At 63.0% G+C, this 25,569-nt stretch carries 22 protein-coding genes; 8 read left to right on the plus strand and 14 right to left on the minus strand.

Annotated elements, in window-relative coordinates; translation table 11 throughout:
• Nucleotides 1-31 precede the first annotated feature (31 nt).
• On the minus strand, nucleotides 32-2,101 hold the full coding sequence (locus AC0L24_RS20780; RefSeq protein ID WP_473564120.1) for an oxidoreductase: 2,070 nt from the start codon (nucleotides 2,099-2,101) through the stop codon (nucleotides 32-34).
• Between the two features lie 275 nt (nucleotides 2,102-2,376).
• On the opposite strand from AC0L24_RS20780, the gene argE reads away from it, so the two are divergent.
• A complete protein-coding gene (gene argE / locus AC0L24_RS20785) occupies nucleotides 2,377-3,537 on the plus strand; it encodes an acetylornithine deacetylase (RefSeq protein WP_127809686.1) in 1,161 nt (386 codons plus the stop codon).
• A gap of 6 nt (nucleotides 3,538-3,543) precedes the next feature.
• Here argE and AC0L24_RS20790 read toward each other — a convergent pair whose 3' ends face one another.
• From AC0L24_RS20790 to AC0L24_RS20830, 9 genes are all read right to left on the minus strand, one after another.
• Nucleotides 3,544-4,500: a LysR family transcriptional regulator gene (locus tag AC0L24_RS20790; protein WP_473564121.1), complete on the minus strand. Its 957-nt coding sequence runs from the start codon at nucleotides 4,498-4,500 to the stop codon at nucleotides 3,544-3,546.
• Between the two features lie 151 nt (nucleotides 4,501-4,651).
• Entirely contained in the window at nucleotides 4,652-6,142 is a 1,491-nt protein-coding gene (locus AC0L24_RS20795) for an aldehyde dehydrogenase (RefSeq protein WP_127809685.1), read from the minus strand.
• Between the two features lie 21 nt (nucleotides 6,143-6,163).
• The gene (locus tag AC0L24_RS20800) at nucleotides 6,164-6,838 is read right to left on the minus strand and encodes a DUF1028 domain-containing protein (RefSeq protein WP_127320625.1); all 675 of its coding nucleotides are present in this window, start codon (nucleotides 6,836-6,838) and stop codon (nucleotides 6,164-6,166) included.
• A gap of 4 nt (nucleotides 6,839-6,842) precedes the next feature.
• On the minus strand, nucleotides 6,843-7,259 hold the full coding sequence (locus tag AC0L24_RS20805) for a RidA family protein (protein WP_127380986.1): 417 nt from the start codon (nucleotides 7,257-7,259) through the stop codon (nucleotides 6,843-6,845).
• A 41-nt stretch (nucleotides 7,260-7,300) separates the two neighbouring features.
• A complete protein-coding gene (locus tag AC0L24_RS20810; RefSeq protein WP_127380985.1) occupies nucleotides 7,301-8,575 on the minus strand; it encodes a flavin-containing monooxygenase in 1,275 nt (424 codons plus the stop codon).
• 204 nt (nucleotides 8,576-8,779) lie between these two features.
• Nucleotides 8,780-9,481: an ABC transporter ATP-binding protein gene (locus AC0L24_RS20815; RefSeq protein WP_127809684.1), complete on the minus strand. Its 702-nt coding sequence runs from the start codon at nucleotides 9,479-9,481 to the stop codon at nucleotides 8,780-8,782.
• Entirely contained in the window at nucleotides 9,474-10,259 is a 786-nt protein-coding gene (locus AC0L24_RS20820) for an ABC transporter ATP-binding protein (RefSeq protein WP_236382713.1), read from the minus strand. The genes AC0L24_RS20815 and AC0L24_RS20820 overlap by 8 nt, the downstream gene beginning before the upstream one ends.
• Nucleotides 10,256-11,431, minus strand: a complete 1,176-nt coding sequence (locus tag AC0L24_RS20825; protein WP_023809430.1) for a branched-chain amino acid ABC transporter permease — start codon at nucleotides 11,429-11,431, stop codon at nucleotides 10,256-10,258. Before AC0L24_RS20825 ends, AC0L24_RS20820 begins: the two co-directional genes overlap by 4 nt.
• A 1-nt stretch (nucleotide 11,432) precedes the next feature.
• Nucleotides 11,433-12,350 (minus strand): branched-chain amino acid ABC transporter permease, encoded by a 918-nt coding sequence (locus tag AC0L24_RS20830; RefSeq protein WP_127809683.1) that lies wholly within the window; start codon nucleotides 12,348-12,350, stop codon nucleotides 11,433-11,435.
• 193 nt (nucleotides 12,351-12,543) lie between these two features.
• Between AC0L24_RS20830 and AC0L24_RS20835 the strand changes: the two genes are divergently transcribed.
• The 7 genes from AC0L24_RS20835 to AC0L24_RS20865 all read left to right on the plus strand — a co-directional run bounded on the left by AC0L24_RS20835 (nucleotide 12,544) and on the right by AC0L24_RS20865 (nucleotide 20,876).
• The gene (locus tag AC0L24_RS20835; RefSeq protein WP_127271535.1) at nucleotides 12,544-13,674 is read left to right on the plus strand and encodes a branched-chain amino acid ABC transporter substrate-binding protein; all 1,131 of its coding nucleotides are present in this window, start codon (nucleotides 12,544-12,546) and stop codon (nucleotides 13,672-13,674) included.
• A 92-nt stretch (nucleotides 13,675-13,766) separates the two neighbouring features.
• The gene (locus AC0L24_RS20840; RefSeq protein WP_127809682.1) at nucleotides 13,767-14,861 is read left to right on the plus strand and encodes an ABC transporter ATP-binding protein; all 1,095 of its coding nucleotides are present in this window, start codon (nucleotides 13,767-13,769) and stop codon (nucleotides 14,859-14,861) included.
• Nucleotides 14,858-15,757 carry an ABC transporter permease gene (locus AC0L24_RS20845; RefSeq protein ID WP_128288829.1) on the plus strand — a complete coding sequence of 300 codons (900 nt, stop codon included), beginning with the start codon at nucleotides 14,858-14,860 and terminating at the stop codon, nucleotides 15,755-15,757. Before AC0L24_RS20840 ends, AC0L24_RS20845 begins: the two co-directional genes overlap by 4 nt.
• Nucleotides 15,754-16,542, plus strand: a complete 789-nt coding sequence (locus AC0L24_RS20850) for an ABC transporter permease (protein WP_127271529.1) — start codon at nucleotides 15,754-15,756, stop codon at nucleotides 16,540-16,542. Before AC0L24_RS20845 ends, AC0L24_RS20850 begins: the two co-directional genes overlap by 4 nt.
• A 104-nt stretch (nucleotides 16,543-16,646) precedes the next feature.
• Nucleotides 16,647-17,678 (plus strand): extracellular solute-binding protein, encoded by a 1,032-nt coding sequence (locus AC0L24_RS20855; RefSeq protein ID WP_127809680.1) that lies wholly within the window; start codon nucleotides 16,647-16,649, stop codon nucleotides 17,676-17,678.
• 56 nt (nucleotides 17,679-17,734) lie between these two features.
• Nucleotides 17,735-19,345 (plus strand): GMC family oxidoreductase, encoded by a 1,611-nt coding sequence (locus AC0L24_RS20860; RefSeq protein ID WP_473564122.1) that lies wholly within the window; start codon nucleotides 17,735-17,737, stop codon nucleotides 19,343-19,345.
• A gap of 403 nt (nucleotides 19,346-19,748) precedes the next feature.
• Nucleotides 19,749-20,876: an NAD(P)/FAD-dependent oxidoreductase gene (locus tag AC0L24_RS20865; RefSeq protein WP_245486663.1), complete on the plus strand. Its 1,128-nt coding sequence runs from the start codon at nucleotides 19,749-19,751 to the stop codon at nucleotides 20,874-20,876.
• Here AC0L24_RS20865 and AC0L24_RS20870 read toward each other — a convergent pair.
• The 4 genes from AC0L24_RS20870 to AC0L24_RS20885 form a co-directional block, all read right to left on the minus strand.
• Entirely contained in the window at nucleotides 20,873-21,694 is an 822-nt protein-coding gene (locus AC0L24_RS20870; protein WP_127809678.1) for a carbohydrate ABC transporter permease, read from the minus strand. The genes AC0L24_RS20865 and AC0L24_RS20870 overlap by 4 nt on opposite strands.
• A gap of 2 nt (nucleotides 21,695-21,696) precedes the next feature.
• On the minus strand, nucleotides 21,697-22,563 hold the full coding sequence (locus tag AC0L24_RS20875) for a carbohydrate ABC transporter permease (RefSeq protein WP_127809677.1): 867 nt from the start codon (nucleotides 22,561-22,563) through the stop codon (nucleotides 21,697-21,699).
• 56 nt (nucleotides 22,564-22,619) lie between these two features.
• Nucleotides 22,620-23,915, minus strand: a complete 1,296-nt coding sequence (locus tag AC0L24_RS20880) for an ABC transporter substrate-binding protein (protein WP_245481693.1) — start codon at nucleotides 23,913-23,915, stop codon at nucleotides 22,620-22,622.
• Between the two features lie 81 nt (nucleotides 23,916-23,996).
• The gene (locus AC0L24_RS20885; protein ID WP_127396150.1) at nucleotides 23,997-25,559 is read right to left on the minus strand and encodes a putative N-acetylmannosamine-6-phosphate 2-epimerase; all 1,563 of its coding nucleotides are present in this window, start codon (nucleotides 25,557-25,559) and stop codon (nucleotides 23,997-23,999) included.
• Between the last annotated feature and the right edge of the window lie 10 nt (nucleotides 25,560-25,569).

The raw sequence follows: 25,569 nt of genomic DNA on the forward strand, positions 1-25,569 counted from the left end.
ACCCAATATTCGCTGACCGCGCCGCAGGCGCCTAATCCACCGCCAGCGCCGTGACCTCGCGGCGGAAGGGCAGTGCGTCGCCGATATCGGCTTCATCCAGCTCGCGCGCAAAGCGGTGGCCGGCATAGGTTGCCCAGGCGATCGGACCCGGCGCTTCGGCGTCGCCGATGACCTTGATCGAGCGGATGCCGCTATCGGCCCATTCGTCCCGCCGCGCCTTCAACTCGCGCCAGACGCCGTCGTCCTGTTGGCGCGACGTCACCAGCACCACGGCGTCCGCGGCAATGTCGCTTCGGGCGCCCGTATAGGCGCACGCAGTGACAACCCCACCCGCCACGATGCGGGTCACGGTCCGGTTCAGCACGATATCGACGCCGAGTTCGGCCAGCCGGCGGTGGATGGCGCCCTGCTCCAGCGTGTTGCGGGTCCAGTCGGACACATAGGCCGACGGTGTCACCAGCGTCACCCTCGCGCCCTGGCGCCCCATCAGCTCGGCCAGAACGCCGCCCATGTAATAGTGATCGTCGTCGAACAGCACGACAGTTCCGGTCGGCACATTGCCGCCCATCAAATCGTCCGGCGTGTAGACCGGCATGGCCCGGTCCGCCGGCATCGGCACGACATGCGCGCGCGCCACGCCATCGCGGCGCCATGTCGAGCCGGTGGCGATGGCAATGTTCTGGAAGCCGAAGGCGAGGATTTCCTCGGCCGACAGCCGGCTTTCGAAATAGACGTCGACATTGGACATCTGGCTGATCTGGTACTGGCGGTAGTCGCGCACACGCCCCCATGCCGAGAGACCAGGCAAGCGGCACTCGCGCGCCACGCGGCCGCCGAGTTCGGTTCCGGCTTCGGCGATGGCCACCTGGTAGCCGCGCAGGCCGAGTGCCTTGGCGGCTTCCAGCCCGGCGGGGCCGGCTCCGACGATCAGCACGCTGTCGCTGTCGCCCTTGGCCTGCATGCGTTCGGGATGCCAACCCTTGCGCCACTCCTCCATGAAGGTCGGGTTCTGCGTGCAGCGCGAGATCGACATGGTCATGTCGCCGGTGATGCAGATGTTGCAGCCGATGCATTCGCGAATGTCCTCGATCCGCCCCTCTTCCACCTTCTTCGGCAGGAAGGGATCAGCGATCGACGGCCGCGCGCAGCCAATGAAGTCCAGCGTGCCGGACTTGATCATCTTCACCATCACATCCGGCGAGGTGAAGCGGCCGACACCGACGACCGGCTTGGAGGTCAGCGTCTTGATTCCGGACACCAGGCTCTCCTGCGCGCCCTCCTCCTTGAACCGCGACGGCCCCGAGCAGTCCTCCCAGGCGCCATGCGCCAGGTCCCAGAGGTCGGGCAGATCGGCATGCATCTCGATCATGTCGCGCACTTCGGAATTGGCAAAGCCGAGCTCGCCGATCATCTCGTCCAGCGACAGCCGCAGCGTCAGGCCGCACGTGTCGCCGATGGCGTCCCTGCCCTCTTCGATCAGCTCACGCATCAACCGCGAGCGGTTCTCCAGCGAGCCCCCATATTCGTCGCTGCGCTGGTTGGTGGCGGTGGACAGGAAGTGCTGGATGATGCCGAAGCCATGCGCGCCGTAGAGGCAGACCAGATCGAAGCCCGCCAGCCTGGCCCGTTTGAAGGCATTGCGGTGCCAGCGGCGCAGGTCGCGTATATCCTGCTTGTCCATGGCGCGCGCTTGGACCGGATCGTTGGTGAAGGTTCGGATCGGCAGGGCCGAGGGTCCGCGCGGTACCTCCTTGGTGTAGAGGTTGGGACCGTTGATGCCCGAATAGGCCAGCTGGATGCCGGCCAGCGCGCCATGCTGGTGCATGGCCTCTGCCATCTTCGCCAGCGCCGGGATATCGGCGTCGTCCCACAGCCTGAGCTCGATGAAGGGCGTGATCTCCGATGTGTGGTGCATCTCGGTCTGCTCGGTGAAGATGACGCCCCAGCCGCCTTCCGACTTGATGCGGCGCATCTCGGCCGCGGCCGAAGGATCGCGATAGCCCCCGCCATTGCAATGCGGCACCTGATAGAAGCGGTTCTTGGCGGTCACCGGACCGATCTTCACGGGCTCGAACAGAATGTCGTAGCGCGGATCGCGCATGGAACGTGCCTTCCTGCCAGCTCAGCCTTGCAACTTGCCCGATCATGGTTCGAGCCAAGGCGCAAGCCGGCCAGCCCAGTGGGTTGATGCCGTGAGACCATTCATAAGTTGCGGCAAGCGCCGGAAAACAACAGATTTCTTCTGTGCCGGTTAGGCCGCGCCTAATCGCGTTCACCCGGATTAGCATCCGCTGAATTTCGGCTGAGCCAAATGCGACTTCAAGGCCGCCGCTGCGCGATGTTAGATAGCGCCCACGGCCAACGAGACATAAACGCATGGACAGCATCCAGATCCTAGAAAAGCTGATCGCCTTCCCGACGGTGAGCCGCGACTCGAACCTCGTCCTCATCGGTTATGTGGCGGAGCTGCTGGAGGCGCATGGCATTGCTTGCCAGATCATCCGCAGCGAGGACGGCCATAAAGCCAATTTGTTTGCCACCATCGGACCGACTGATGCTTCCGGCATCATGCTGTCCGGCCACACCGACGTCGTTCCGGTCGACGGCCAGGCCTGGACGCTGCCGCCCTTCGAGATGACCAACCGCGACGGCAAGCTTTACGGACGCGGCGCGGCCGACATGAAGGGCTTCGTCGCCTGCGCGCTCGCCACGTGCCTCAAGGCCGCGAAAATGACGCTGAAGACGCCGTTGCATTTGGCACTCTCCTACGACGAGGAGATCGGCTGCATTGGTGTGCGCAGTCTGATCGACATGCTGCAAGCGGCCCCGCAGCGGCCCTTGCTGTGCATCGTGGGCGAGCCCACCGACATGCAGGTGGCGACGGGCCACAAGGGCAAGCTTGCCGCACGCGCGCTTTGCAAGGGACGCGAGGGCCATTCGGCGCTAGCCCCGTTGGCGCTCAACGCCATCCATCTCGGCTGCGACTTCGTCGCCGCCTTGCGCCGCGAGCAGGACCGGCTGGTGCGCGATGGCGCCCGCGACGGCGACTACGACATTGCCTACACAACCGTCCATGTCGGCAAGATCAACGCCGGCGTGGCGCTGAACATCGTGCCGAACCTCTGCCAGGTCGACTTCGAGATCCGCAATGTCGCGGCCGACGACCCGCATGAGATTCTCGAGCGCCTGCGCGTGGAGGCCGCGCGCATTTCCACCGAAGCCTCGGCTATCGCGCCTGAGGCGGCAATCGACATCGACATCACCAACACCTATCCCGGCCTGGACACGCCGGCCAGTTCGCAAGCCGTCGCTTTCATCAAATCGCTGACCGGCGCCAACAACACCATCAAGGTTGCCTACGGCACGGAGGGCGGCCTGTTCAGCCGCGATCTCGGCACGCCGACGGTCGTGTGCGGACCGGGATCGATGGCGCAGGGACACAAGCCGGATGAGTTCGTCAGCGTCGAGCAGATGCGCCGTTGCGATGGCATGCTGGAAAAATTGCTGCAGCGGCTTGCCGACCAGCAGTTGGCTTAACCGGGGCTACTTCTGTGGAAGTGCTGCCTGGCCGACAGCCCGCTCGGCGCCGAACACGCCTTGCTCGACGACGAAATGCCGGCAGTGGTCGATGAACGCCTGGACGGTTTGCGTGCGGTGTTCGGAACTGGGCAAGGCGACGCCCATGGTCAGCGGCCGCAGATCGCCGTCCAGCGGCACGAAGACCAGCGGCTTGCCGTCCGGCGCCAGCGTGTTGAGCGGCCGCATATTGGCGATGCCGTAGCCGAAGCCGTTGGCCACCATGGAACGCATGACGGCGATGTCGCCGGTACGCTCGGCAATGTTGGGGCGGATTCCCCGCCGGTGGAATGCCGACAGAAAATATTCGCGGCTGAACGGCAGGTCGAGCAGCACCATCGGCTCGTCGGCCAGCTCCTCCGTCGTGATCGACGCCTTTGCCGCGAAGCGATGCCCCGCCGGCAGCATGACGTACGCTGGCACCAGCATCAGCGGCTCGAAGGTCATGTCCTGCGACAGTTCGAGATCGTAGGTCAAGGCAAGGTCGATTTCACCGCGCTGCAGCATCTCGAGCAATTGCCCCTGATTGCGCTCGAACTGGCGCACCCGCACATCGGGATAGGCACGCTCGAACCGCATGCGCAGCGCCGGCAGCACGATCTGCGCGAACGTCAGCAGACATCCCACCGCCAGCGGGCCGCGCACCTTTTCGGCAAAATCGCCGGCGACGTCATGCAAGGCGTCGGCATCGTTGAGCAGCCTTGCGGCTTCCTTGAGGAAGATGCGGCCGCCGGCTGTCAGCGACAGGCCGTGCGAATGCTTGCGGACAAAAAGCTGGACGCCGAACTCGGTTTCCAGTTGTGCGATGGAGGCCGAAATCGACGGCGGCGACACATTGACCTGTTCGGCCGCCTTGGCGATGGAGCCGGCTTCGCCCACGGCGACGAAATATTCCAGCTGTCTGAGCGTGAAGCGTAGCGGCATGGCTGGCTATGTTGCTGGTTTGAGGGCTTCGATCAAGCCTAATGCATGTCGCGCAAAAGTGGCCCCGGTTTTGCGCAAATGACATGCATAGAGCAAAAGCCTAAAGCGCATCGCTTGAATCCGTTCAATCGCGATGCGCTTTAGGCGCCCATCAGTATTTGATCCATGTCGTTTTGAGCGCGGTGTATTTGTCGAGCGCATGCAGCGACAGGTCGCGGCCGAAGCCGGATTGCTTGAAACCGCCGAACGGCGTCATCGGGCTCAGCGCGTCGACCGTGTTGACGGAAACCGTGCCGGCATGCAGCCGGCCGGCGATACGATGCGCGCGCGACAGGCTGTCGGTCCAGAGCGATGCGGCCAGCCCATAAGGGCTGTCATTGGCGATGCGGATCGCGTCGGCCTCGTCGTCGAAGGCGATGACCGAAAGCACCGGCCCGAAGATCTCGTCGCGAGCAATCGGATCGGCAGGTGCGACATCGTCGAAGATGGTCGGCTGGACAAAGCTGCCGCGCCCATTGACCGTGACCAGGTCGCCGCCCGCGACCAGGCGCGCGGTTTTCTTGCCGGCCTCGACGAACCGCATGACATTGGCCGCGTGGCGGGCATCGACCATCGCGCCCATTTTCGAAGCCGGATCGAGCGGATCGCCGGGCTGCGTGGCCGCCGCACGCTGCACCAGTTTCTCCACCAGGGCATCCTTGATGCCGCGCTGGACGAGCACGCGTGAATTGGCCGAACAGACCTCGCCCTGGTTGAAGAAGATGCCGAAGGCCGCCATATCGGCTGCCGCGCCGAGATCGCCGCAATCGGCAAAGATGAGGTTCGGGCTCTTGCCGCCGGTTTCCAACCAGACCTGCTTCATGTTCGACTGACCGGAATATTGCAGGAACAGCTTACCGACGGCGGTCGAACCGGTGAAGGCAAGGCAGTCCACATCCATGTGACGGCCAAGCGCCTGGCCGGCGGTTTCGCCAAGGCCGGGCACGACATTGAGCACGCCTGCAGGCAGGCCCGCTTCCATTGCCAGTTCCGCCAGAAGCAGGGCCGACAAGGGCGACTGCTCGGCGGGTTTCAGCACCACCGAATTGCCTGCCGCCAGTGCCGGCGCGCATTTCCAGGTCGCCATGTCGAGCGGGAAATTCCACGGTACCACCGCGCCGACCACGCCAAGCGGTTCGCGCCGCACCAGCACCAGATCGCCTTCGCCGGTCGGCGCCACTTCGCCATAGATCTTGTCGATGGCCTCGCCATACCATTGGAAGATCGCTGCCGAGCCGGGAACGTCGACCGCGGCCGCATCCCTGACCAGTTTGCCCATGTCGAGCGATTCCAGCAGAGCCAGGTCATGCAGGTTTTCGCGCAGCAATTGCGCCAGCCGCAGCAGCACCTCCTTACGGTGCGCCGGGCTGGTCCGCGACCAGACGCCGGCGTTGAAACTGCGCCGCGCTGCGGCAACCGCCAGATCGATGTCTTCCTCACCGCAGGACGCCACTTCGGCCAGCACCTCGCCTGTTGCCGGATTGACGCTGGCAAAAGTCCGGCCCGAACGCGCTGCGACCGTCTTGCCGTCGATGAACGCCTTGTCGCGAAAACGGATCGCGGACGCCTTGCCGATCCAGTCCTTGTGACTGAGTTCGCTCATCGCAGGTGACCCCTGTCTTGACTATTCGTCGCCCGGCACGCCGTAGCTCGGCGCATCGGATGGGTTTATCGCGCGGGTCACATAGGCATCGAGCTGCGGTTTGTAGAGTTCCCACAGCGTCGCCAATTGCTCGATCGGGCAGTCGTCGGTCCAGTCGCAGCGCAGATCGGCGACTGGCCACGCCACCTCGCGCACCAGCTTCATGCCAGCCGAATGGACCGGGCCGGCCTCGCCGCCCGCTTTCAGCGCGGCGCGCATGGTCGCGATGAGGCGGTCGCCGAGATGCCCTTCCGACGCCAGGAACGCCTCGACCATGGCTTGCGGAACGCCGTCATGGGCCAGCATGTTGCCGCCGCAGGCGACATTGTCCGCACGCGCCTCCGCCCAGATGCCAAGCGCCTTGGGCCCTGAGTGGATAGCGGTCGTCCCGGCGGCATCGACAGCCAGCACCTGCCGGTATTCGGGATAGGCGCCGGTGCGCTTCAATATGGCTATCGCCTCTGCCGCCGACGCGCCGCGCGCCAGCAATTCGAGACCGCGCAGTCCCAGCGTGGGATCGGTGACGTTCTGGCTGGCAATGGCGCCGGCGCCCGCCTGCGCATAGGCGCAGCGCGCCGCCACAGCAGGCGACGAGGAGGACACCGCGACCCCGAACATGCCGGTGCGGCTGCACCGCGCGACGATGGAGAATGTCATGACTTTAATCCGGGATAACTGCGGTGCCGTCGATCTCGACCAGCCAGTCCGGCCGCGCCAGGGCCTGCACGACAAGGCCGGTCGAGACGGGATGCACGCCTTTGATATACTCGCCCATGGTGCGGTAGACCGCCTCGCGATGGCGGACATCGGTAATGTAGACCACCACCTTGACCAAATGCTCGATGGTGCCGCCGCACTCCTCGATCAGCTGGCGGATGTTCTGCATGACCTTGTGCGTCTGTTCGACCGGATCATGGCTTTCGATATTCTTGGCCGTGTCGAGGTCCTGCGGGCATTGGCCGCGCAGGTAGACGGTCCTGCCGCCCCGCGTAACGACCGCCTGGCACAGATCATTGTCGAGCTTCTGCTCGGGATAGGTGTCCTTGGTGTTGAACTTGCGAATTCTTGTATGGGCCATCTTGGTCTCCGTCAGTCGGCTCGAGGTCGGGACGTCCGTTTCTATGCCACTTTGGTCTCGCGCTTTGCGGACGCATGGTAGGCCAGGTACTTGCGCTGCGTGGAGATATGGTCCGCCACATGCTGGGCGTCGTGCCAGACGCCCCAGATGAAGCTCGACCCCCGCCGCGATTGCCACGGCAGTCCCAGGAAATAGATTCCCGGCTCGGTCGACACGCCGCGCTGGTGCTTCGGCTTGCCCTTTTCGTCAAACACATCGACCTTCAGCCAGTTGTAATCGACGGTGAATCCCGTTGCCCAGATGATCGAACCTATCCCGGCTTCCGCCAGGTTCAGCTCGAGAATGGGATCAGTCATGCATTGCGGGTCCGGTCCGATCTCGCGGGCCGCGGGCTCCTCGGGAAGGTCGAGGCCGTTGCGAGCGACATAGGCGTCGGCCTCGTCCAGCACCGACATGTAGTTCGCATCGCCGCGCGCGATATTTTTAGCCAGATCCGGAGCGAAGGTCATGACCCCTTCCTTGTAGGATTCCGTCCGGCCAACCAGCGTCATCCCTTGCGCGGCAAGACGCCGGAAGTCGATCGTCTGGCCGCCCCGCGCGCCGCTCACCGCGATGGTGACGTGTTCGGTGCCAGGCGCCGGCGCTTGGGCGTCCCATTTGCCCAAAACCCCCAGCCACCAGCAGAAGTCACGCTCGCGATACGCCCGCGGCGGCCGATCATGCGGCCCGACCGAGAGGTAGACGCGCCGTCCCGCGCGCTGGAGTTCGTCGGCGATCTGCACCCCCGAGGACCCGGAGCCGACCACCAGCACCGCACCTTCGGGCAACTGGCCCGGATTGCGATAGGCGCTGGAATGGATCTGCATCGCTCCGGCATCCCCGGGGACAACCGCCGGAATGACCGGATGCTGGAAAGCCCCGGTAGCGGCAACCACGCTCCTGGCCTCGATCACGCCATCCGAGGTTTCGACCCGGAAGCCGGGACGGCCGACAAGCCTTTCCACGCTCCTGACCTCCACGCCGCAGCGGATGGGGGCAGCGATCATGCCGGCGTAAGCGACAAAATAGTCGGCGACCTTCTCCTTGCCGACAAAGGCGTCGGGACCGGCGTCCGGAAATTCCATGCCGGGAAAACGATCATGCCAGGCGGGACCATTGGCAACCAGCGAGTCCCATCTTTCGGTACGCCAGCGTTCGGCGATGCGGCTCCGCTCGAGCACGAGATGCGGCACCCCGCACTTGCTCAGATGCTCGCTCATGGCCAGCCCCGCCTGGCCGCCGCCAACAACAAGCGTGTCTACCGTTTCGACTGGCATTTCAGCGGCCCTTTCTGGCTCTCCCCGGGAGTGTCTGCGGATGTGGCGGAGATCTGATCGTTTGGTTTACTGGAGGCACCGGGCAGCGAAAATTATGATTTCATGTGGCAGTGGTTAGCTTGTCCCTAAATGCCGGGAAGCATGGCCGAAGATGTGGAGCGCGGGGCGTGGATCATCACTGTTGAGTCAGAAGAAACGGACGGCTCAGAGATAAAGGCTTCTGGCCGCCTTGGACGAGAGCAACTCCTTTGCCGGCCCCTCCTGGGCGACCCTACCCTTGACCAGCACATAGCCGCGATCGGCGATGCCCAGCCCCATTTCGGCATTCTGTTCGATCAACAGGATGGTCGTGCCTTGGCGATGGATCTCCCTTGTGATCTCGAAATACTCGCCGATGAGTTTTGGCGAGAGACCGAGCGACGGCTCGTCCATGATCACCAGTCTGGGTTCGCCGATCAGCGCGCGCGCCAGCGCCACCATCGCCTGTTCGCCGCCGGACAGCGTGCCGGCGACTTGGCGCAAACGCTCATGGATGCGCGGAAACAGCTTGCACATCTTGTCCAGTTGCACCCTGAAATTGGGTCCCCTGCCCGACACCGCATCATAGCCCAGACGCAAATTCTCCATCACGGTCAGGCCGGGGAACAGCCGGCGCCCTTCGGGAACGAGCCCGACGCCGAGCGACGCCAGGTTTTCCGTGCCGAGCGTCGCCATGTCCCTGCCCATCACCTCGACCTTGCCGCGCTGCGCCCGCACGACGCCGCAGACGGTCATGAAGGTTGTCGTCTTGCCGGCGCCGTTCGGCCCCAGCAGGCAGACCAGTTCGCCGGGGCGCACGCTCATCGCCACGCCGCGCAGCATCGGCACCGCGCCATAGGAAGTATCGACATCCCTGAGTTCAAGCATGGGCGACCGCCTTCCCGAGATAGGCTTCCTGGACGCGCGGGTCGGCGCGCACCGCCGCGAAGTCGCCCTCGGCGATCTTGCTGCCATAGTCGATGCAGGTGACATGCTGCGGGAACGCTTCGACCACCCGCATGTCGTGCTCGATCAGGACCACCGACAGAGCAGGGTTTTGTACGCGCAGCCGCGTGATGTCGGCCACCAGCGCGTCGGTTTCCGTATCGTCCATGCCGACCGAAGGTTCGTCGAGCAGCAAGAGCTTGGGCTGCGATGCGAGCGCTCGGGCAATTTCCAGGCGCCGCCTGTCGGCTTGGGCCAGTGTACCCGCTGGCCGGTAGCGTTGTTCGAACAGGTCGCCGGAGCCGAGCTTGAGCAGGGTTTCGGCCTTTTCCACGCAAGCCGCCATCTCGCGGCGCGATGCGCCAGGCCTAAACAGCGCGGTCAGCACGCCGGTCCTGGTGCGGGTGTGCATGCCGATGATGACGTTGTCGAGGACACTGAGGTCGGAGAACAGACGCGACGACTGGAATGTGCGGGCGATGCCGCGGTCGACAACTTCGTAGGACGGGCGGCCGGTGATCTCGGCACCGTCGAAGGTCACGCGACCGGAGGTTGGCCGGTAGACGCCGGTCACGACATTGAACAGCGTCGACTTGCCGGCGCCGTTCGGGCCGATGACGGCGAGCACCGCGCCCTTGTCGATCGACAGGCTGACATCGTTGAGCGCGACCAGGCCGCCGAAGCGCATCGTCAAATTCTCGACCTTGAGAAGCGCGCTCACGGCTCGCCTCCGTAGCGCCGCATGCGTTGCGGGAACAGACCTTGCGGCCGGATCATCAGGAAGCCGATGATGACGACGCCGAAGAACAGCAGGCGGTAGTCGGCGAACGCGCGCAATTTCTCCGGCAGGATGGTCAGCAGGAACGCACCGACGATGACACCGAAAATATTGTCCATGCCGCCGACGATGACCATGGTCATGATGGTGACGGAGACCAGGAAGGTGAAATTGTCGGGAGAAATGTAGGAGACGTAGAAGGCGTAGATCGTGCCGGCGAAGGCGGCGAGAAAGGCGTCGACGGCGAAGGCCAGCACTTTGAACCACGCCACATTGATGCCTTGCGCCTTGGCGGCGATCTCGTCGGCGCGCAGCGCGTTCCAGGCCAGACCGATGCGCGAGCCGTGCAGCCGGTGCGCGGTGACGATGGCGACGACGACCAGTGCGGCCGACAGATAATAGAAATTCGCCTGGCTCGGCAGCTTCCAGCCGAAGATCACCAGCGGATCGGCAAAGGAATGGCCGAACAGGCTGGGCGCCGGAATGCCGACCAGTCCGTTGGGTCCGCCGGTCCAGCTGAAATTGTTCAGCAATTGCTGGACCACGACACCGAAGGCGATGGTGACAAGCGCCAGATAAGTGTCGCGCGTGCGCATCGACGGGATGCCGATGATGAAACCGAACAGGGTCGCCGCCAGCGCCGCGACCGGCAGCGTCAGCCAGAAGCTGACGCCGAAATTGATCGCCAGCAGCGCCGACACGTAGGCGCCGATGCCGTAGGAAGCGCCGGTGGCGAAGTTCGGAATGTTGGCGCTGCCGAGCTGGAAATTGAGCGCCAGCGCCAGCACCGCATAAAGCTCGGCGACGATCAGCAGATGGAGGATATAGGTGTTGGATCCGACGAAGAACGGAAAGGCCAGGACGATGACCGCCGCAGTGATCATCGCCACGAGCGGAACCCGGGCAAAGCTCGCCAACGCATAGTCGGCGATCCACGGCAGCCTCTCCAGCAGGTAGAAACCGAGGCCGAGCAAGGCCAGCAGGCCGACCACCTGCCAGCCGCCGTCGACTCTGAGGATGAGGTACAGGAACGCTGCCCCGATGATTTGCGAGGCGATGGCGAAGACCGTGGCCGCGGCTATGCCCGGCACGTCGGGTGAAGCACGACCCTGCATGCTAGACTTTCTCCATGACGGTGCGCCCAAGCAGGCCGGCGGGGCGGAAGATGAGCACGGCGATGACCAGCAGGAAGACGAAGACCAGCCGGTAGGAAGCGCCGTCCGGCACGAATGTCTGCGCCAGCACTTCGATGCCGGCAATGATCAGTCCGCCCAGTATGGCGCCCGGCATCGAGCCGAGGCCGCCGATGACCGCGGCGGAAAAGCCGAGCAGGCCGGCCATGACGCCGAAGTCGAACCGTGTCACGCCGGCATAGCTTGCGAACAGAAGTCCTGCGATGGCGCCGATAGCCGAGGCAATGAAGAACGTCGCACGGAAGACGCGTGCATCGCGGATGCCCATCATGCGCGCCACGACCCGGTCCTCCGAGGCCGCCCGGATGCGCAGCCCGAGCGGGGTCATGCGCAGGAAGACAAACAGCATGGCAACCAGCGCGACGGTCAGCACCACCACCAGCAGCGCGAACCAGCTGATGGCAACGCCGGAGATTTCGAAAGCCATGCCCGACACCAGGCGCGGGAAGGCATGCGGGTTCGATCCCTGCGGATAGAGATGGCGGATCAGCTCGCGGATGACGATGCCGAGCGCCACGGTCGCCACCAGCGCCATTATGGCGGGCGCATCGCGGAAGCGCCTGATGACCACCTTGTCCAGCAGGACGCCGATCAAACCGACGGCGAGCACGGCGACCGGAACCGCAAGCACCAGCCAGGCGGGGCCCGAGGCGCCAAGAGCGGTCGCCAACGCCTGGGCAAGCGCCAGCGTGATGAACGGCGCCGTCATCGCGACATCGCCATGCGAGAAATGAATGACGTTCAAGACACCGAAGATCAGGCTGAATCCGATCGCCAGCAAGGCATAGATGCAGCCAAGGGTTATCCAGTTCACCAGTTGCTGGACAAGCAGTTCCGCCATGCGGTCCGTCTCTCGATTGAAGCCGACAGGTATCAACCGCCATCCCGGGCGGACAGAACGAATCTCCGAACTCACGAGTCACAATTTCCGAATTTCGTCACTGAATACGCGCCCGTACACTGATGATCAGCCGACGATCACGATCGGCCGGGTCGCTACGACGGCGGCAGATAATTCTGTTTGAGGTGGAACCATGCAAAACAGGCGCAGTGCGCTTATCCGCGTATCGTCAATTCTGGCCGGCTCTCTGTTTGCCATTGCCCTGGGCGCCGCCCAGGCGCAGGCCGACCAGATCAAGCTCGGCTTCATCGGGCCGCTCTCCGGCGGCAACGCCCAGCAGGGCCTCGGCGCCCGCAACGGCTTCCTGCTCGCCATCGAGCAGGCCAATGCCAGCGGCTACCCGCACCAGGTGGAAGGCGTCGTGCTCGATGACGCCTCCGATCCGGCCGTCGGCGTTTCGGCGGCGCAGAAGCTGGTCAACGATCCCGCGGTGGTCGCGGCAACGGGGCATTGGAACAGCTCGGTCGCGTTGGCGACGATCCCGGTCTTCAACCGCTCGCAGATGCCGTTCATCGTCTGGGGCGCGGTCAGCCCGAAGATTACCGAACAGAACTTCCCCAACGTGACCCGCGTGACGCCGACGCTGGTCAACGAGAACAAACCGCTGGCCGAAGCCATCGCCAAGCAAGGCAAGATCAAGAAGATCGCCATCATCTCCGACACCACCGACTACGGTGCGGCCAACACCAAATGGTTCGGCGATTTCTTCAAGGCGGCCGGCGGCGAGGTCGTTTCTTCGGATGCCGCGGCTGTCGGCACGACCGATTTCCGCGCCATGCTGACTACCGCGAAGGCAGCGTCGCCCGACGCGGTCTATTTCGGCGGCGTCGTCACCGAAGCAGCGCTGGTGCGCAGCCAGATGGCCGACCTCGGCATGGGCAATCTGCCGATGTACGGAATTTCAGGCATCTACGACCCGAAATTCATCGAGATCGCGGGAGCTGCCGCCGAGGGCACCATCGCCGGAACTCCGGCCGTCCAGTCGAACCCCAAGCTCGAGGAATTCAACAAGGCCTATGAAACCAAGGCTTATCCCGATCCTGCCGGCTCCTATGCGAAATATGCCTACGAGGCGACGCAGATCCTGCTTCAGGTCATCAAGGAAAAAGGCCTCGACGACAAGGAGGCGCTGAGCAAGGCCATTCGTGACATCCACCACGACGGCATTCTGGGAGACGTCTCGTTCGATGCCAACGGACAGACCAACATGGCCATCGACATCGACATGTTCGTCGTCCGCAGCGGCAAATGGGAGAAGATGTAACCACCTGACCGACGCCGCGCCCGTTCTCAGTGGCGCGGCGTCGATCACCTTCATCGCCGAGCTCGCAAAAGTCCTGACCGGAGCGCCTGACCATGAATGACGAGGCTGGCCACGGCGCACCTCGAAAGGCCGTCGAGATCAAGGGCGTCTCCAAGGTGTTCGGCACCTATCAGGCGCTGAAGCCTGTTTCCTTCGACATCTACGACAACGAGTTCTTCACGCTGCTCGGCCCGAGCGGCTGCGGCAAGACCACCCTGCTGCGCATGATCGCCGGTTTCGAGCAGCCGACGGCGGGGCAGATTTTCCTGCACGGCTCGGACATACAGGGACTCCCCCCGCATAAGCGGCGGGTCAACACCGTCTTCCAGAGCTACGCCCTGTTTCCGCATATGAGCGTCGAACAGAACATCGGCTTCGGGCTCGAAAACCTCGGCTGGTCAAAGGGCCGCCGCGATGCGCGCGTCGCCGATATGCTTCGTCTCGTCCATATGGAGGCCTTTGCCGGGCGCAAGCCGCAGCAATTGTCGGGCGGCCAGCGCCAGCGCGTCGCGCTCGCCCGCGCCCTGGCGCCGGAACCGGAAGTGCTGCTGCTCGACGAACCGCTCTCCGCACTCGACCTGAAGCTGCGCCAGGCCATGCGCGACGAGCTGCGCATCCTGCAGCGCAAGACCGGCATCACCTTCGTCTTCGTCACCCACGACCAGGAAGAAGCGCTCGACATGTCGGATCGCATCTGCGTTCTCGGCGATGGCGAGATCCAGCAGCTTGGCACACCCGCGGCGATCTACGAGGAGCCGTCGAACCGCTTCGTCGCCGATTTCATCGGCGAGACCAACTTCCTCGATGCTGACGTGATTGCCGTGGACGGCGAGCAGGCAACCGTGAAAACGCAGCTCGGCATGACTTTGACGGCCTCTCACAAGAAAGCGGTCGCCGGCCAGAAGGCCTTCATCTCAATACGTCCGGAGAAAATTAGCCTGCCCGCCCAGGACAACCCGATCGCTGTCGATGGCACGATCATGAGCACCAATTATCTTGGCGGCTACACATACTATCTGATTGAAGCGGGCGGCACCAAGCTGCGCATCTCCAAGCGCAACAGCGTCAGCCGCGGCCAGATGTTCGAAATCGGGCAATCGGTAAAAGTCGGCTTTGCCGCCGAATCCGTGCGGATCCTCGGCGCATGAAGGCACGCACAAAAAGTCCTGACTGGAATGTCCTCGGCCTGCTGCCGGCCCATCTCATCATGCTGCTGACGCTGATCATCCCGATCGGTATCATCATCGTGGTGTCGTTCTCGACGCGCGGACCTTACGGCGGGTTCGAATATGTGTTCACCACAGCGCCCTACAAGCAGCTTTTGTTCAACGAAGGCTGGACCGGCGAGATGGAGTTCAATCCGCAATATCTCATCGTTGTTGCCAGAACGCTGGTCCTGTCGGCCGTGACAACATCGATCTGCCTGCTTCTGAGCTTCCCGGTCGCCTATTTCATCGCGCTGCAGCGGCCGGCGATCAAAGTGCTGCTGATCTATCTCGTCACGCTGCCATTCTGGGTTTCGATGATCGTGCGCGTCTATTCCTGGATCATCATCCTTGGCAAGGATGGTGTCGTCGAAAAGACCCTTCGCGGTCTCGGCCTCGTCGACAACATGGACTCGCTGCTGTTCGGCAACACCGCCATGCTGCTCGGTCTCGTCTACAGCTACATTCCGCTGATGATCCTGCCGATCTTCGCCTCGATCGAGAAACTCGACCCTGCGCTCATCGAGGCGTCGCATGATCTCTATGGCAACCGCGTCACCACATTGCGCCGCGTTATCCTGCCCCTCACCCGGCCCGGCATGATCGCCGGCGCGATCCTGGTGTTCGTTCCAAGCCTCGGCGCGGTCCTGGAGCCGACCCTGCTCGGCGGCGGCAAGACAATGATGATGGGCAATCTCATCCAGCTGCAGTTCGGTGGCGCCCGCAACTGGCCGCTCGGCGCCGCCATCGCCATCGTGCTGATGGCCGCGGTCATGGTCTTCCTGATTTTCCAGGGTCTGCGCTCGATGCGCACCGAAGGCCTGGAGCGTGCGGCATGAACGCGGACGATGATGTCAGGCGCTATCCGGGCTTCGGTCTCTTCAGCGCGATCTTCTTCGCCTATCTCTATTTGCCCATCGCCGTCGTGGTGTTCTACTCTTTCAATGCGAACCGGATCGTCTCCAATTGGGGCGGCTTCTCATTGCACTGGTACGCCACCGCTTTGTCCAACGCCAACCTGATGACAGCGGTGAAGACCTCCCTGCTCGTCGCCACGGTCGCCACAGTCGCCTCGACCCTTGTCGCGTTGATGGCGGCATTGGTGCTGGTGCGCGGCCGCGATGTCCGGTTCCGCCGCATCTCCGAAGCGGTGGTGAACCTGCCGCTGCTCCTGCCCGAAATCGTCGTTGCTGTCGCCGTCCTGATCCTCTTCTCCGAGATCGGGCTCGCCAACGGAATGGTGAAGCTGATGATCGCCCACACCACCTTCTGCATCCCGTTCGCCTTCCTGCCGATACGCGCCCGCCTGCAGGGAATGGACTTCGATCTGGAGGAAGCCGCCCGCGATCTCTATGCAACCGGTTGGGTCGCCTTTCGTCGCGTCACGCTGCCGCTCATCCTGCCGGGTGTTTTCGCCGGCGCCATGCTCGCCTTCGTCATCTCGATGGATGATTTCATCACCAGCAACCTGTTGAATTCCGGCGGCGCCACCACGCTGCCGGTCTACATTTTCTCGCTGATCAAGCAGGGCGTGTCGCCGCAGCTCAACGCAATCTCGACCTTGATCATGATTGTTTCGGTGGTGCTGGCGACCGTGGCCTTCCTGCTTCAGCGACGGCAGTAGCAGCGGCGTAGTTTTTCCTAATCAAGGCGTCGGGCAAATCGAATTTATCGAACCCGACGGTTTGTTATCGTCGCCCCTGGGAGAACAACAAACAGGGAAATGACATGACGACCAAAATTGCAGCGCTCGCCATGGCCGGTGCCATGAGCCTCGCCTTTAGCGTGCCCGCTGTCGCCGAGGGCAGCCTGGCCATCTACGCATGGGCGGATTCCATCTCGCCCGAGATGGTCACGAAATTCGAGAAGGAAACCGGCATAAAGGTCACGGTCGACGCCTTCTCATCCAACGAGGACCTGCTGACCAAGCTGCAGGCCGGCTCGTCGGGCTACGACATCGTCACGCCTTCGCAGCACTTCGTGAAGATCATGATCGACAGCGGGCTGCTTGAGGATTTCGGCGCCAGCTCGATGGCGGCCTACAGCCAAGTCCTGCCGGACTGGCAGAAACCGTGGTGGGATGCGACAGGCAATCATTCGATCCCGCTCGCCTTCGGCAATGCCGGCTACACCGTCAACCGCGACCTCTACAAAGGCCCGGTCGACAGCTGGAAGACCTACTTCGAGCCACCGGCGGAGCTGCGCGGCAAGATCGCCAGCCTGGCGCAGCCCGACGAAGTCATTCCGGCAGCGGAAAACTATCTCGGCATCAAATATTGCAGCGAAGACCCGCAGGAGATGAAGCGCGTGCTCGACCTCTTGCTGGCGCAGAAGCCATTCGTGGCGGCCTATTCCAGCGACAACATCGAAAACCGCATCGGCAGCGGCGAGGTTGCCGCCCATTTCTGGTGGGACGGCAACACCATGAGGCTTCGCCGCAACGACAAGGCCAATGTCGAATACGCGATGCCGAAAGAAGGTCTGGTCGGCTGGCTGGATTCCTATGTCGTGCCGAAGGGCGCGGCCAATATCGAGAACGCCAAGAAGTTCATCGATTTCATGACCCAGATCGACAACGCGACGGCGCAGTACAATTATTACGGCCACTCTTCGCCGGTGAAGATCGACGAGAGCAAGGCGCTCTACAACAAGGAGAACGCTCCGGAGCTGTTCCCGACCGTTCCCGTCAAGATGGGCCAGGCCTGCTCGCCGGCGGCGCAGGAACTCGTCACCAAGGTCTGGACGCAGCTTCTGCAATGAGCCGCTCAGCCGGGGCGCGCGCCGCCCCGGCATCTCCATTCTCAAAGGGGCTGGCCATGCAGACCGAAAATCTTGACTACGATTATATCGTCATCGGCGCAGGCTCGGCCGGTTGTGTCCTTGCCAATCGCCTGAGCGCCAACCCGTCCCACAAAGTGTGCCTGATCGAAGCCGGCGGCAGCGATAACGGGCTGCGGGTCAAGGTGCCTGCCGGCATCCTCTCGCTCTACGGCAATCCGAACTATGACTACTGCTATGTCGGCGTGCCTCAGCCCAACCTCAACGGCCGCAGGATTCCGGTCAATCGCGGCAAGGCGCTGGGCGGCTCCAGTTCCATCAACTCGATGGTCTACATCAGGGGCGCCGCGCAGGACTATGACGAGTGGTCGCGACTCGGCTGCGCAGGCTGGGCATTCAGCGACGTGCTTCCCGTCTTCAAGAAGCTCGAGCGCAACCTGCTTGGCCAGGACCCGCACTACCACGGTACAGGCGGGGAACTGCTGGTCGACAAGCCGCGCGATCCGAATGTGCTGTCGTCGATGTTCGTCAAGGCCGGCAACAATGCCGGTCTTCCGGCCAACAGCGACTTCAATGCCGAAAGCCAGTTCGGCCTCGGCATCTACAATGTCACCCAGGATCGCGGCCAGCGCTTCAGCAGTTTCACCGCCTTCATGCGCCCGGTGCTCGATCGCAAGAATCTCACAATCCTCAGCGAATGCGAAGTGATCGACCTCGATATAGCCGAGGGGCGCGCGACAGGGGTACGGGTGCGGTACAAGGGCGAGCAGAAGACGCTGTCGGCCCGCCGCGAAATCGTGCTTTCGGCCGGGGCGATCAATTCACCGAAGATCTTGCTGGCGTCCGGCATCGGCGCAGCCGCCGAGCTGCAGGCGATCGGTATAAAGCCGGTTGTCGATCTGCCGGGCGTGGGCAAGAACCTTCAGGACCATATCGACGGCATGATCACGGTCCGCTCCTCGAGCACGAAGACGCTCGGCCTGTCGCTGCCCAACTTGCCCCGCGTGCTGGCTGCGCCCTTCCGGTATTTTGCCGGCCGCAAGGGCATGCTCACCACCAACTACGTCGAAGCCGGCGGCTTTGCCCGGACGAAGTATGCGAACGGCATTCCCGACATCCAGTTCCACTTCGTGCCCGGCTATCGCAGCCATCGCGGCAGGCTGGTGGAGTACGGCCATGGCTACGCAATCCACACCTGCGTGCTCAGGCCCAAAAGCGTCGGCGAACTCAAACTGTCAGGCCAGGCATCGAACCGGGATGTGCTGATCGATCATCGCTTCTTCTCGAGCGACGAGGACGCCAGGGTGTTGGTCGAAGGCATCAAGATCGCGCGTCAAATCTTTGCCGCATCCGAGTTCGACCCGATCAGGGGGACGGAGATGCTGCCGGGCAAGGATGTTCGCAGCGATGACGAGATCCTCGCCTATCTGCGTGCCGAAGCGCTCACCGTCTATCATCCGGTGGGGACGTGCAAGATGGGGACCGACGCGATGGCCGTCGTCGACCCGGCAACGCTCAAGGTGCGCGGCATCGGTGGCTTGCGGGTCGCGGATGCGTCCGTGATGCCGAAGCTGATCGGCGGCAACACCAATGCCCCCAGCATGATGATCGGGCAGCGGGCAGCGGAGATGATCCTGGGCCGGGGATAGTTTCTGTAGCGCACCTCCAGGAAAGGCGTGCAGCGGCCTTCCTCGGCGTGCCTCGATAATCGATGGCGATGACGCATTCCTGCATGGTCGGGCTTATTTGGCAGCCTGATCGTAGCCTTCGTGCTGTCGCTCAATGGCCCGAATATCTCGTTCTACCCGGCGCCACGCCTACCATGCCATCGGTCGCCTGGAGCGCACTGCGCTATGGCGTCAAGCCGGAGCTCTATGCGCTTCGTCGATCACCAACATTATGGTATTTGCCGCAATCGCGGTGCTTATTTCGTTGCACGCTCGGACAGAAACGGCCGATGGAGTGACATGTCATGCTTGTGGTGCTTTCGGCGGGCCGGAATTCTGGTGAGGCCTGCTTGCACGTCCTGCATTGTGCCCCAGGGGCTGGCGAATGACGATGGGGGTCCCCGACGAGAAAGTCGATTGCATCGTCATCGGCGCCGGCGTCGTCGGCCTGGCGATTGCGCGGCGGCTGGCGCTCGAGGGACGCGAAGTTCTTGTCGTGGAGGCCGAGGACAGCCCAGGGCTGGGCACGTCGAGCCGCAACAGCGAGGTCATTCATGCCGGCATCTACTATCCGAAGGGCAGCCTGAAAGCGCAGCTATGCGTCGAAGGAAAGAACGCGCTTTACCGCTATTGCAAAGCGCGCGGGATTCCGCACAAACGCATCGGCAAGCTGATCGTCGCCGCCAGCGACGCGGAGTTGCCGATTCTGGAGGGGATCCGGACCAAGGCTGCGGACAATGGTGTTGCGGACCTGGAGATGCTCAGCCGCGCGGATGTGGAACGGCTTGAACCTGAACTGGACGTTGCCGGCGCGCTTTTGTCCCCAAGCACGGGGATCGTCGACAGCCGCGCGCTGATGCTGGGGCTACAGGGCGATGCCGAGAATGCCGGTGCCACCTTTGCGTTTCGCGCGCCGGTTCTCGGCGGCAGCGTCGCCGAAACGGGCTGCGAGCTCCAGTTTGGCGGCGATATGGAAGGCTATAGGATCGCCGCAAATCTGGTCATCAATGCGGCCGGATTGTTAGCCCATCTGGTTGCCCGGAGCCTTGCGGGCGGGCATGGCGGCAAAATCCCAGATGTCACCTACGTCAAAGGCAATTACTTTGCGCTTGGACGCCGCCCGTCCTTCAACCATCTTGTTTATCCGGTTCCGGAACCAGGCGGCCTCGGAGTTCACCTGACGCTGGATATGGCCGGATCGGTTCGTTTCGGGCCGGACGTCGAGCCCGTCGATGAGGTCGGCTACGCGGTCGACGCAACTCGGGCCACACCATTTTACGCGGCCATCCGACGCTATTGGCCGGGGCTGAGGGACGGGGAACTGGAGCCGAGCTATTGCGGGCTGCGGCCTAAAACGAACGGGTTGCAGTTCGGCGATTTCGACATTCTGGCAGATCAGTCCGGACGGCTGATCAGTCTTTTCGGAATCGAGTCACCTGGCCTGACAAGTGCGCTCGCCCTGTCGGATAGGGTTGCCCAACTAGTCAGAACGACGAACTTCGTCTTGCTTTAGCCTTTGACCGCTCCAGCGGTCATGGATCCTGATATCTGCCGATACATCACAAGACCCAGCAAGGCCGGCGGCAAGGCGCCCAGCATCATGACCGCGGAAGCGGTTCCCCATTTTACGCCGCCGCCGCTTGCGGCGAAAAAAAACGATGCGCCGACCGTCATCGGGACGGCACGGCTGGTTGTCAGCATGAGGCCGAAGAGGAATTCGTTCCAGGCGGTGATGAAGCCGAAGATGAGGGTCGTGACCAGCGCCGGTCGGATGACGGGCCGGACGATCATCATCATCACCTGCAAGGAACTTGCGCCATCGACTTTCGCCGCCTCGTCGAGTTCGACCGGTACATCTGAAATCGCGTTCACCAGGATGACGAGCGCAAGCGGCGCGTTGACGATGGTCAGGATGAGCCCGAGCCCGATCCGCGTATCGAGCAGGCCCAGCCACTGGTACATCATGTAAAGCGGGATCGCGAAGATGATCAGCGGCACGGCGCGAAGATTGATGACGATCGGCAGGACCAAGCGCTTTCCCGCCTCGCTACGCGCGATCGCATAGGCAGCCGGGAACGCGAGCACGATCGCAAGGCCGGTTCCGATCAGCGCCGCCACGGTGCTGTTCAGCAGGTAGGCATAGATGTTGAAGCGGCTGGTCTGCGTCAGAACCTCCAGATAGTTGTCGAGCGTCGGTTGGCTGATCCACAAACCGGGGTTCGTCGAAAGCTCGCGCTGGCTTTTGAGCGATGTGATCAGCGTCACGATAATGGGGAAATTCATCGCCAGCACGGCGATGGCAAAAACGATCCAGCGCAGTGCCCTGACCATCGTCAACGCTTCCTGCGGCCGGCAAGCCGGTTAAGGCCGTGGAGAACGATGAACGACGCCAGGAACAGGATAACCGAAGCGGCGACCGCCTTGCCGATAGCCCCTTCCTTGAAGAAGGCCTGATAGATGTAGATCGACAAGGACGTCGTTGAACCGCCAGCGCCACTGCCGGTCAGCGCATAGACATTGTCGAACACCCGGAAACCGTCGATGAAACGAATGAAAAACGCGATGACCAGCGTCGGCTTCATCAAGGGCAGATCGATCCAGCGGACGATCTCAAACGGTGATGCGCCATCGAGCGAGGAGGCTTCGCGCACGTCGAGCGGTATGGCCGAATAGGCCATGTAGAAGAGCAGGAAGGCGAAAGGCGTCCATTGTAGCGTCTCCACGACGACAAGGGTGCGGAAGGCATTGTTGATGTCGAGGAAGGCCGGGCTGTCGCCAAACCATTCGAAGAGATAGTAGGGGACGGGGCCCGCGAATTCATGCAGCACCAGCCGGTACATGAGACCGACCATGGCCGGTGCGACCATCAGCGGCAGCATCAACGGCGCCATCAGGACTGGACGCTTGCTCAGAAGCGGCGCCAGGAAGATGGCAAGGAAAAGGCCGATCAGACATTCCGCCGATGCGGTAAGAATACCGAAGCGCAGCGAGAACCAGGCCGAGCTCCAGAATTCGCGGTCGTTCAACACCGCGACATAGTTACCGAAACCGCTCAACACCGGACTGCGCAAGGTCTCGAATGTGACGGTCGAAACGGAATAGATCAGATTGACGATCGCCGGAAAGCCGAGGAACAGAAGCAAGAAGCCGACCAGCGGCGTCAGATACATCCTGCCTTCGGCACGTGTCACAAGGGCCATGTCGATCCGCCAAACGCGCCGGATACCGGGCCTCGGCCCGGCATCCGGCCAATAATTTATTTCTTCAGAAGGTCCTGCATGCCCGCCTTGGTGTGGGCGAGCGCATCCTCGAGGCTCTGCTGGCCGGACCAGTAGCCGGTGAACTCCTTTGCCTGCAGCTCATAGACCGGGAGCGCACTCGCGGACGTCGCTCCGGTCATGACATAGCCGTACTTGCTGGCGAATTCGCCGAGCTTGACGAGGTCGGGACGTTCCTTCGCAACCTTGGCGACGACATCGGGAGACAATGCCGGCGAACCGCCGCTGCGCGCATAGAGCAAGGCCGCATCCTCGGTGGCGAGCCACTTCAGGAACTTGACGGCGCCTTCCTTGTTCTTGGCGTTCTTGTTAAGGCCCAAACCAAGGCCGTGGATGTGATCGGCGCGTCCGTCGGGACCTGCCGGTGGCGCGACGATCCCGGTCACCTCGGCGACGGCCGGGGATTTTTCGGTGCTGGTCAGATCCGCCGCCGCGGCATTCCACTGCAGCGCCGTCGCGGCCTGGCCGGATGCGAAGGCCGCGTTGGTTTCCGCATATTCGTAGCTCAGCGAATCCTTGGGCGAAGAACCGGCATCATAGAGCTTCTTGTAGAGTTCGAGGCCGGTCTTGTAGGCATCGGAATCCACCGTGACATTGCCGTCCTTGTCCATCCAGTCGCCGCCGTAGGAACGCGGCAGGGACTGGAAGACCATCATGTTGAACAGCAGGTTCTTCATCTGCAGGACCGTGCCATAACGCACCGGGCTGTCGGGGTTCACCTGCTTGGTGAAATAGAGGGCGGTGGCCGCCCAGTCGTCCCAGGTCCAGCTATCCGGGTCTTTCGGCTGCAGGGGCTTGCCGAGATATTTCCGGGCGATTTCACCATAGGTCTTCCTGGCGGCGTCATCCCTGATCAAGGCGTCGATGAGATCCTTGCGGTGGTACATGAAGTGCAACGAAAGGTCTGTCGGGACGCCGTATTGCTTGCCGTCGAACTGCATCGTCTTGAGAACGGATTCGCCGAAAATCTTGGCCGCGTCCGCGCCAAGATCGACCGGCTCCATATAGGGCGCGTAGCGACCGAGCGAGTAGGTGGCGACGAGGTTCACGTCGAAGGCACTGGATCCGGCCGCCATGTCAGCCTGCAGCTTGTCGTAAAAGCCTTCCCGGTTGAAGAACAGCAGTTCCACCTTGTCGGCATCGCTGGCCTGCTTGTTGTAGGTTTCCACGGTTGCCCGCAGTGCGGTTTCCTCGGAGCCGCCAGGCCAGCCGAGCACGGTCACGGTTGCGTTGGCAAAGGTCGGCAAAGCCGTCCCCGCAAGGAGGGTGGCCATAAGCGCAAAAGATGTCCTGCTCAATTTCATGATCGTTCCCTTCTTTTTTGATGATTTTTGCATGACACGACCGGGGCGCCGTTACCTTGCCCATTCGGCAAGATCGGCAACACCGATGACGCCGGCGTGGCCTCCGAGCTTCGCCGCCACGAGATGGGGGGAAAGGCGCGGCGGGACCTCGCTCAGATGTGCGCGCACCCGGTCGAGATAGCCTTCTGCAAGACCGATGCTGCCACCGATGACGATCAATTTCGGATCGAACATCATCTGAATGTCCCGGCACAGCGCCGCGACCCGCGAGGCGCTTCGCGAGACGATGGCGCCGGCCCAGTCCTCGCCCTTCAGCGCGTGTCCGAACACATCGGCGGCGTCCGCCTTGGAACCGGCCTTGAGGGCCTCCGAAGCGATCCAGCGGCCGGACGTGCTGTCTTCGAGCGGAGCCCGGTCTTCAGACAGACCACGGATCAGACCGAAGTGACCGGCTAGACCGGACAGCAATCGGCCGTTGCAAACGATGCCGCCGCCAATTCCGGTAGAGATGGTCAGAAAGACGATGTCGCGACCTTGCCCGGCGCCGAATTTGTATTCGCCCCAGGCAGCCGCCTGGGCATCGTTGAACGCACAGACCGGCTTGCCGAAAACAGCGGATGCTCTTTCGACCAGCGGGTAGCCGTCGGGAATGCCAAGGGTTGCCGGATTCAATGCCGACCAGCGTCCATCCTGCACCAGTCCGGTCACCGCAATGCCGATGCGGCTGAAGCGGCTCGACCAGGCCGACGTACTTTGCGCCAAGGACGCAAGCCAGGCCTCGGGTCCAGCCTCTCGCGCAGTCGGCACGATCATGTCCTCGACCACCGTGCCATCGTTGACCAGCGCGGCCATCGTCTTGGTTCCCCCGATGTCGATGCCCAGGACGGATGGGCCCAGAACGGTTGGGCCCAGGACACTTGTGCCAAGGGCGGTTTGCGCGCCCCTCGCCGCATAGGCGTCGGAAAGCGCCTGGTGGAACCATGAGGTGACGTGCTCGGTACGGGTGATCGCCGAGCCGACAACCACGGCACAGGCGCCGGCGCGCGCGGCGGCAGCCGCCTGCTCAGGCGACCGGATACGCCCTTCGGCAATGACGTAGGGGGTCAGGGTTCGCATTTCAGCGATGAGGGCGATATCCGGATCCTGCGGCTCCGGCCCGCCGACATAGCCGGAAAGCGTCGTGCCGACGAAATCGACACCCGCGGCAAGGGCCCGGCGCGCATCGTCAAGGCAAGAGCAATCGGCCATGGTCAGCTTGTTCCTGGCCTTGACGGCTTTCACAAGCGCTTCGACAGGAACGGGACGGACACGCTCCGTCGCATCGAAAGCGATGATATCGGCGCCCGCCTCGGCCAGGGCCTCGACATCGGCCGGATAGGGTGTGATGCGCACGGGGCTGTCGGTGAGATCGCGCTTGACGATACCGATGATCGGCACGCGGACGGCCAGGCGGGCGGCCGCGACATAGGGCACGGATTCGATGCGGAGGGCCTTGGCTCCGGCTTCAACAGCGGCCCTGGCAAAGCCCGTCACGAATTGCGCACTGTCCATCGGGCCGCCGGGAACCGGCTGGCAGGACACGATGAGACTGTTGGCGATGTCTTCCCGCTGCACGTCGGCACTC

The sequence above is a fragment of the Mesorhizobium sp. WSM4809 genome, from assembly GCF_055811655.1.

Bases quoted from the DNA above. Each gene is read 5' to 3' on its own strand.
- AC0L24_RS20780 (WP_473564120.1), bottom strand. From the start codon at position 2,101: ATGCGCGATCCGCGCTACGACATTCTGTTCGAGCCCGTGAAGATCGGT.
- argE (WP_127809686.1), top strand. From the start codon at position 2,377: ATGGACAGCATCCAGATCCTAGAAAAGCTGATCGCCTTCCCGACGGTG.
- AC0L24_RS20790 (WP_473564121.1), bottom strand. From the start codon at position 4,500: ATGCCGCTACGCTTCACGCTCAGACAGCTGGAATATTTCGTCGCCGTG.
- AC0L24_RS20795 (WP_127809685.1), bottom strand. From the start codon at position 6,142: ATGAGCGAACTCAGTCACAAGGACTGGATCGGCAAGGCGTCCGCGATC.
- AC0L24_RS20800 (WP_127320625.1), bottom strand. From the start codon at position 6,838: ATGACATTCTCCATCGTCGCGCGGTGCAGCCGCACCGGCATGTTCGGG.
- AC0L24_RS20805 (WP_127380986.1), bottom strand. From the start codon at position 7,259: ATGGCCCATACAAGAATTCGCAAGTTCAACACCAAGGACACCTATCCC.
- AC0L24_RS20810 (WP_127380985.1), bottom strand. From the start codon at position 8,575: ATGCCAGTCGAAACGGTAGACACGCTTGTTGTTGGCGGCGGCCAGGCG.
- AC0L24_RS20815 (WP_127809684.1), bottom strand. From the start codon at position 9,481: ATGCTTGAACTCAGGGATGTCGATACTTCCTATGGCGCGGTGCCGATG.
- AC0L24_RS20825 (WP_023809430.1), bottom strand. From the start codon at position 11,431: ATGCAGGGTCGTGCTTCACCCGACGTGCCGGGCATAGCCGCGGCCACG.
- AC0L24_RS20830 (WP_127809683.1), bottom strand. From the start codon at position 12,350: ATGGCGGAACTGCTTGTCCAGCAACTGGTGAACTGGATAACCCTTGGC.
- AC0L24_RS20835 (WP_127271535.1), top strand. From the start codon at position 12,544: ATGCAAAACAGGCGCAGTGCGCTTATCCGCGTATCGTCAATTCTGGCC.
- AC0L24_RS20840 (WP_127809682.1), top strand. From the start codon at position 13,767: ATGAATGACGAGGCTGGCCACGGCGCACCTCGAAAGGCCGTCGAGATC.
- AC0L24_RS20845 (WP_128288829.1), top strand. From the start codon at position 14,858: ATGAAGGCACGCACAAAAAGTCCTGACTGGAATGTCCTCGGCCTGCTG.
- AC0L24_RS20850 (WP_127271529.1), top strand. From the start codon at position 15,754: ATGAACGCGGACGATGATGTCAGGCGCTATCCGGGCTTCGGTCTCTTC.
- AC0L24_RS20855 (WP_127809680.1), top strand. From the start codon at position 16,647: ATGACGACCAAAATTGCAGCGCTCGCCATGGCCGGTGCCATGAGCCTC.
- AC0L24_RS20860 (WP_473564122.1), top strand. From the start codon at position 17,735: ATGCAGACCGAAAATCTTGACTACGATTATATCGTCATCGGCGCAGGC.
- AC0L24_RS20865 (WP_245486663.1), top strand. From the start codon at position 19,749: ATGACGATGGGGGTCCCCGACGAGAAAGTCGATTGCATCGTCATCGGC.
- AC0L24_RS20870 (WP_127809678.1), bottom strand. From the start codon at position 21,694: ATGGTCAGGGCACTGCGCTGGATCGTTTTTGCCATCGCCGTGCTGGCG.
- AC0L24_RS20875 (WP_127809677.1), bottom strand. From the start codon at position 22,563: ATGGCCCTTGTGACACGTGCCGAAGGCAGGATGTATCTGACGCCGCTG.
- AC0L24_RS20880 (WP_245481693.1), bottom strand. From the start codon at position 23,915: ATGGCCACCCTCCTTGCGGGGACGGCTTTGCCGACCTTTGCCAACGCA.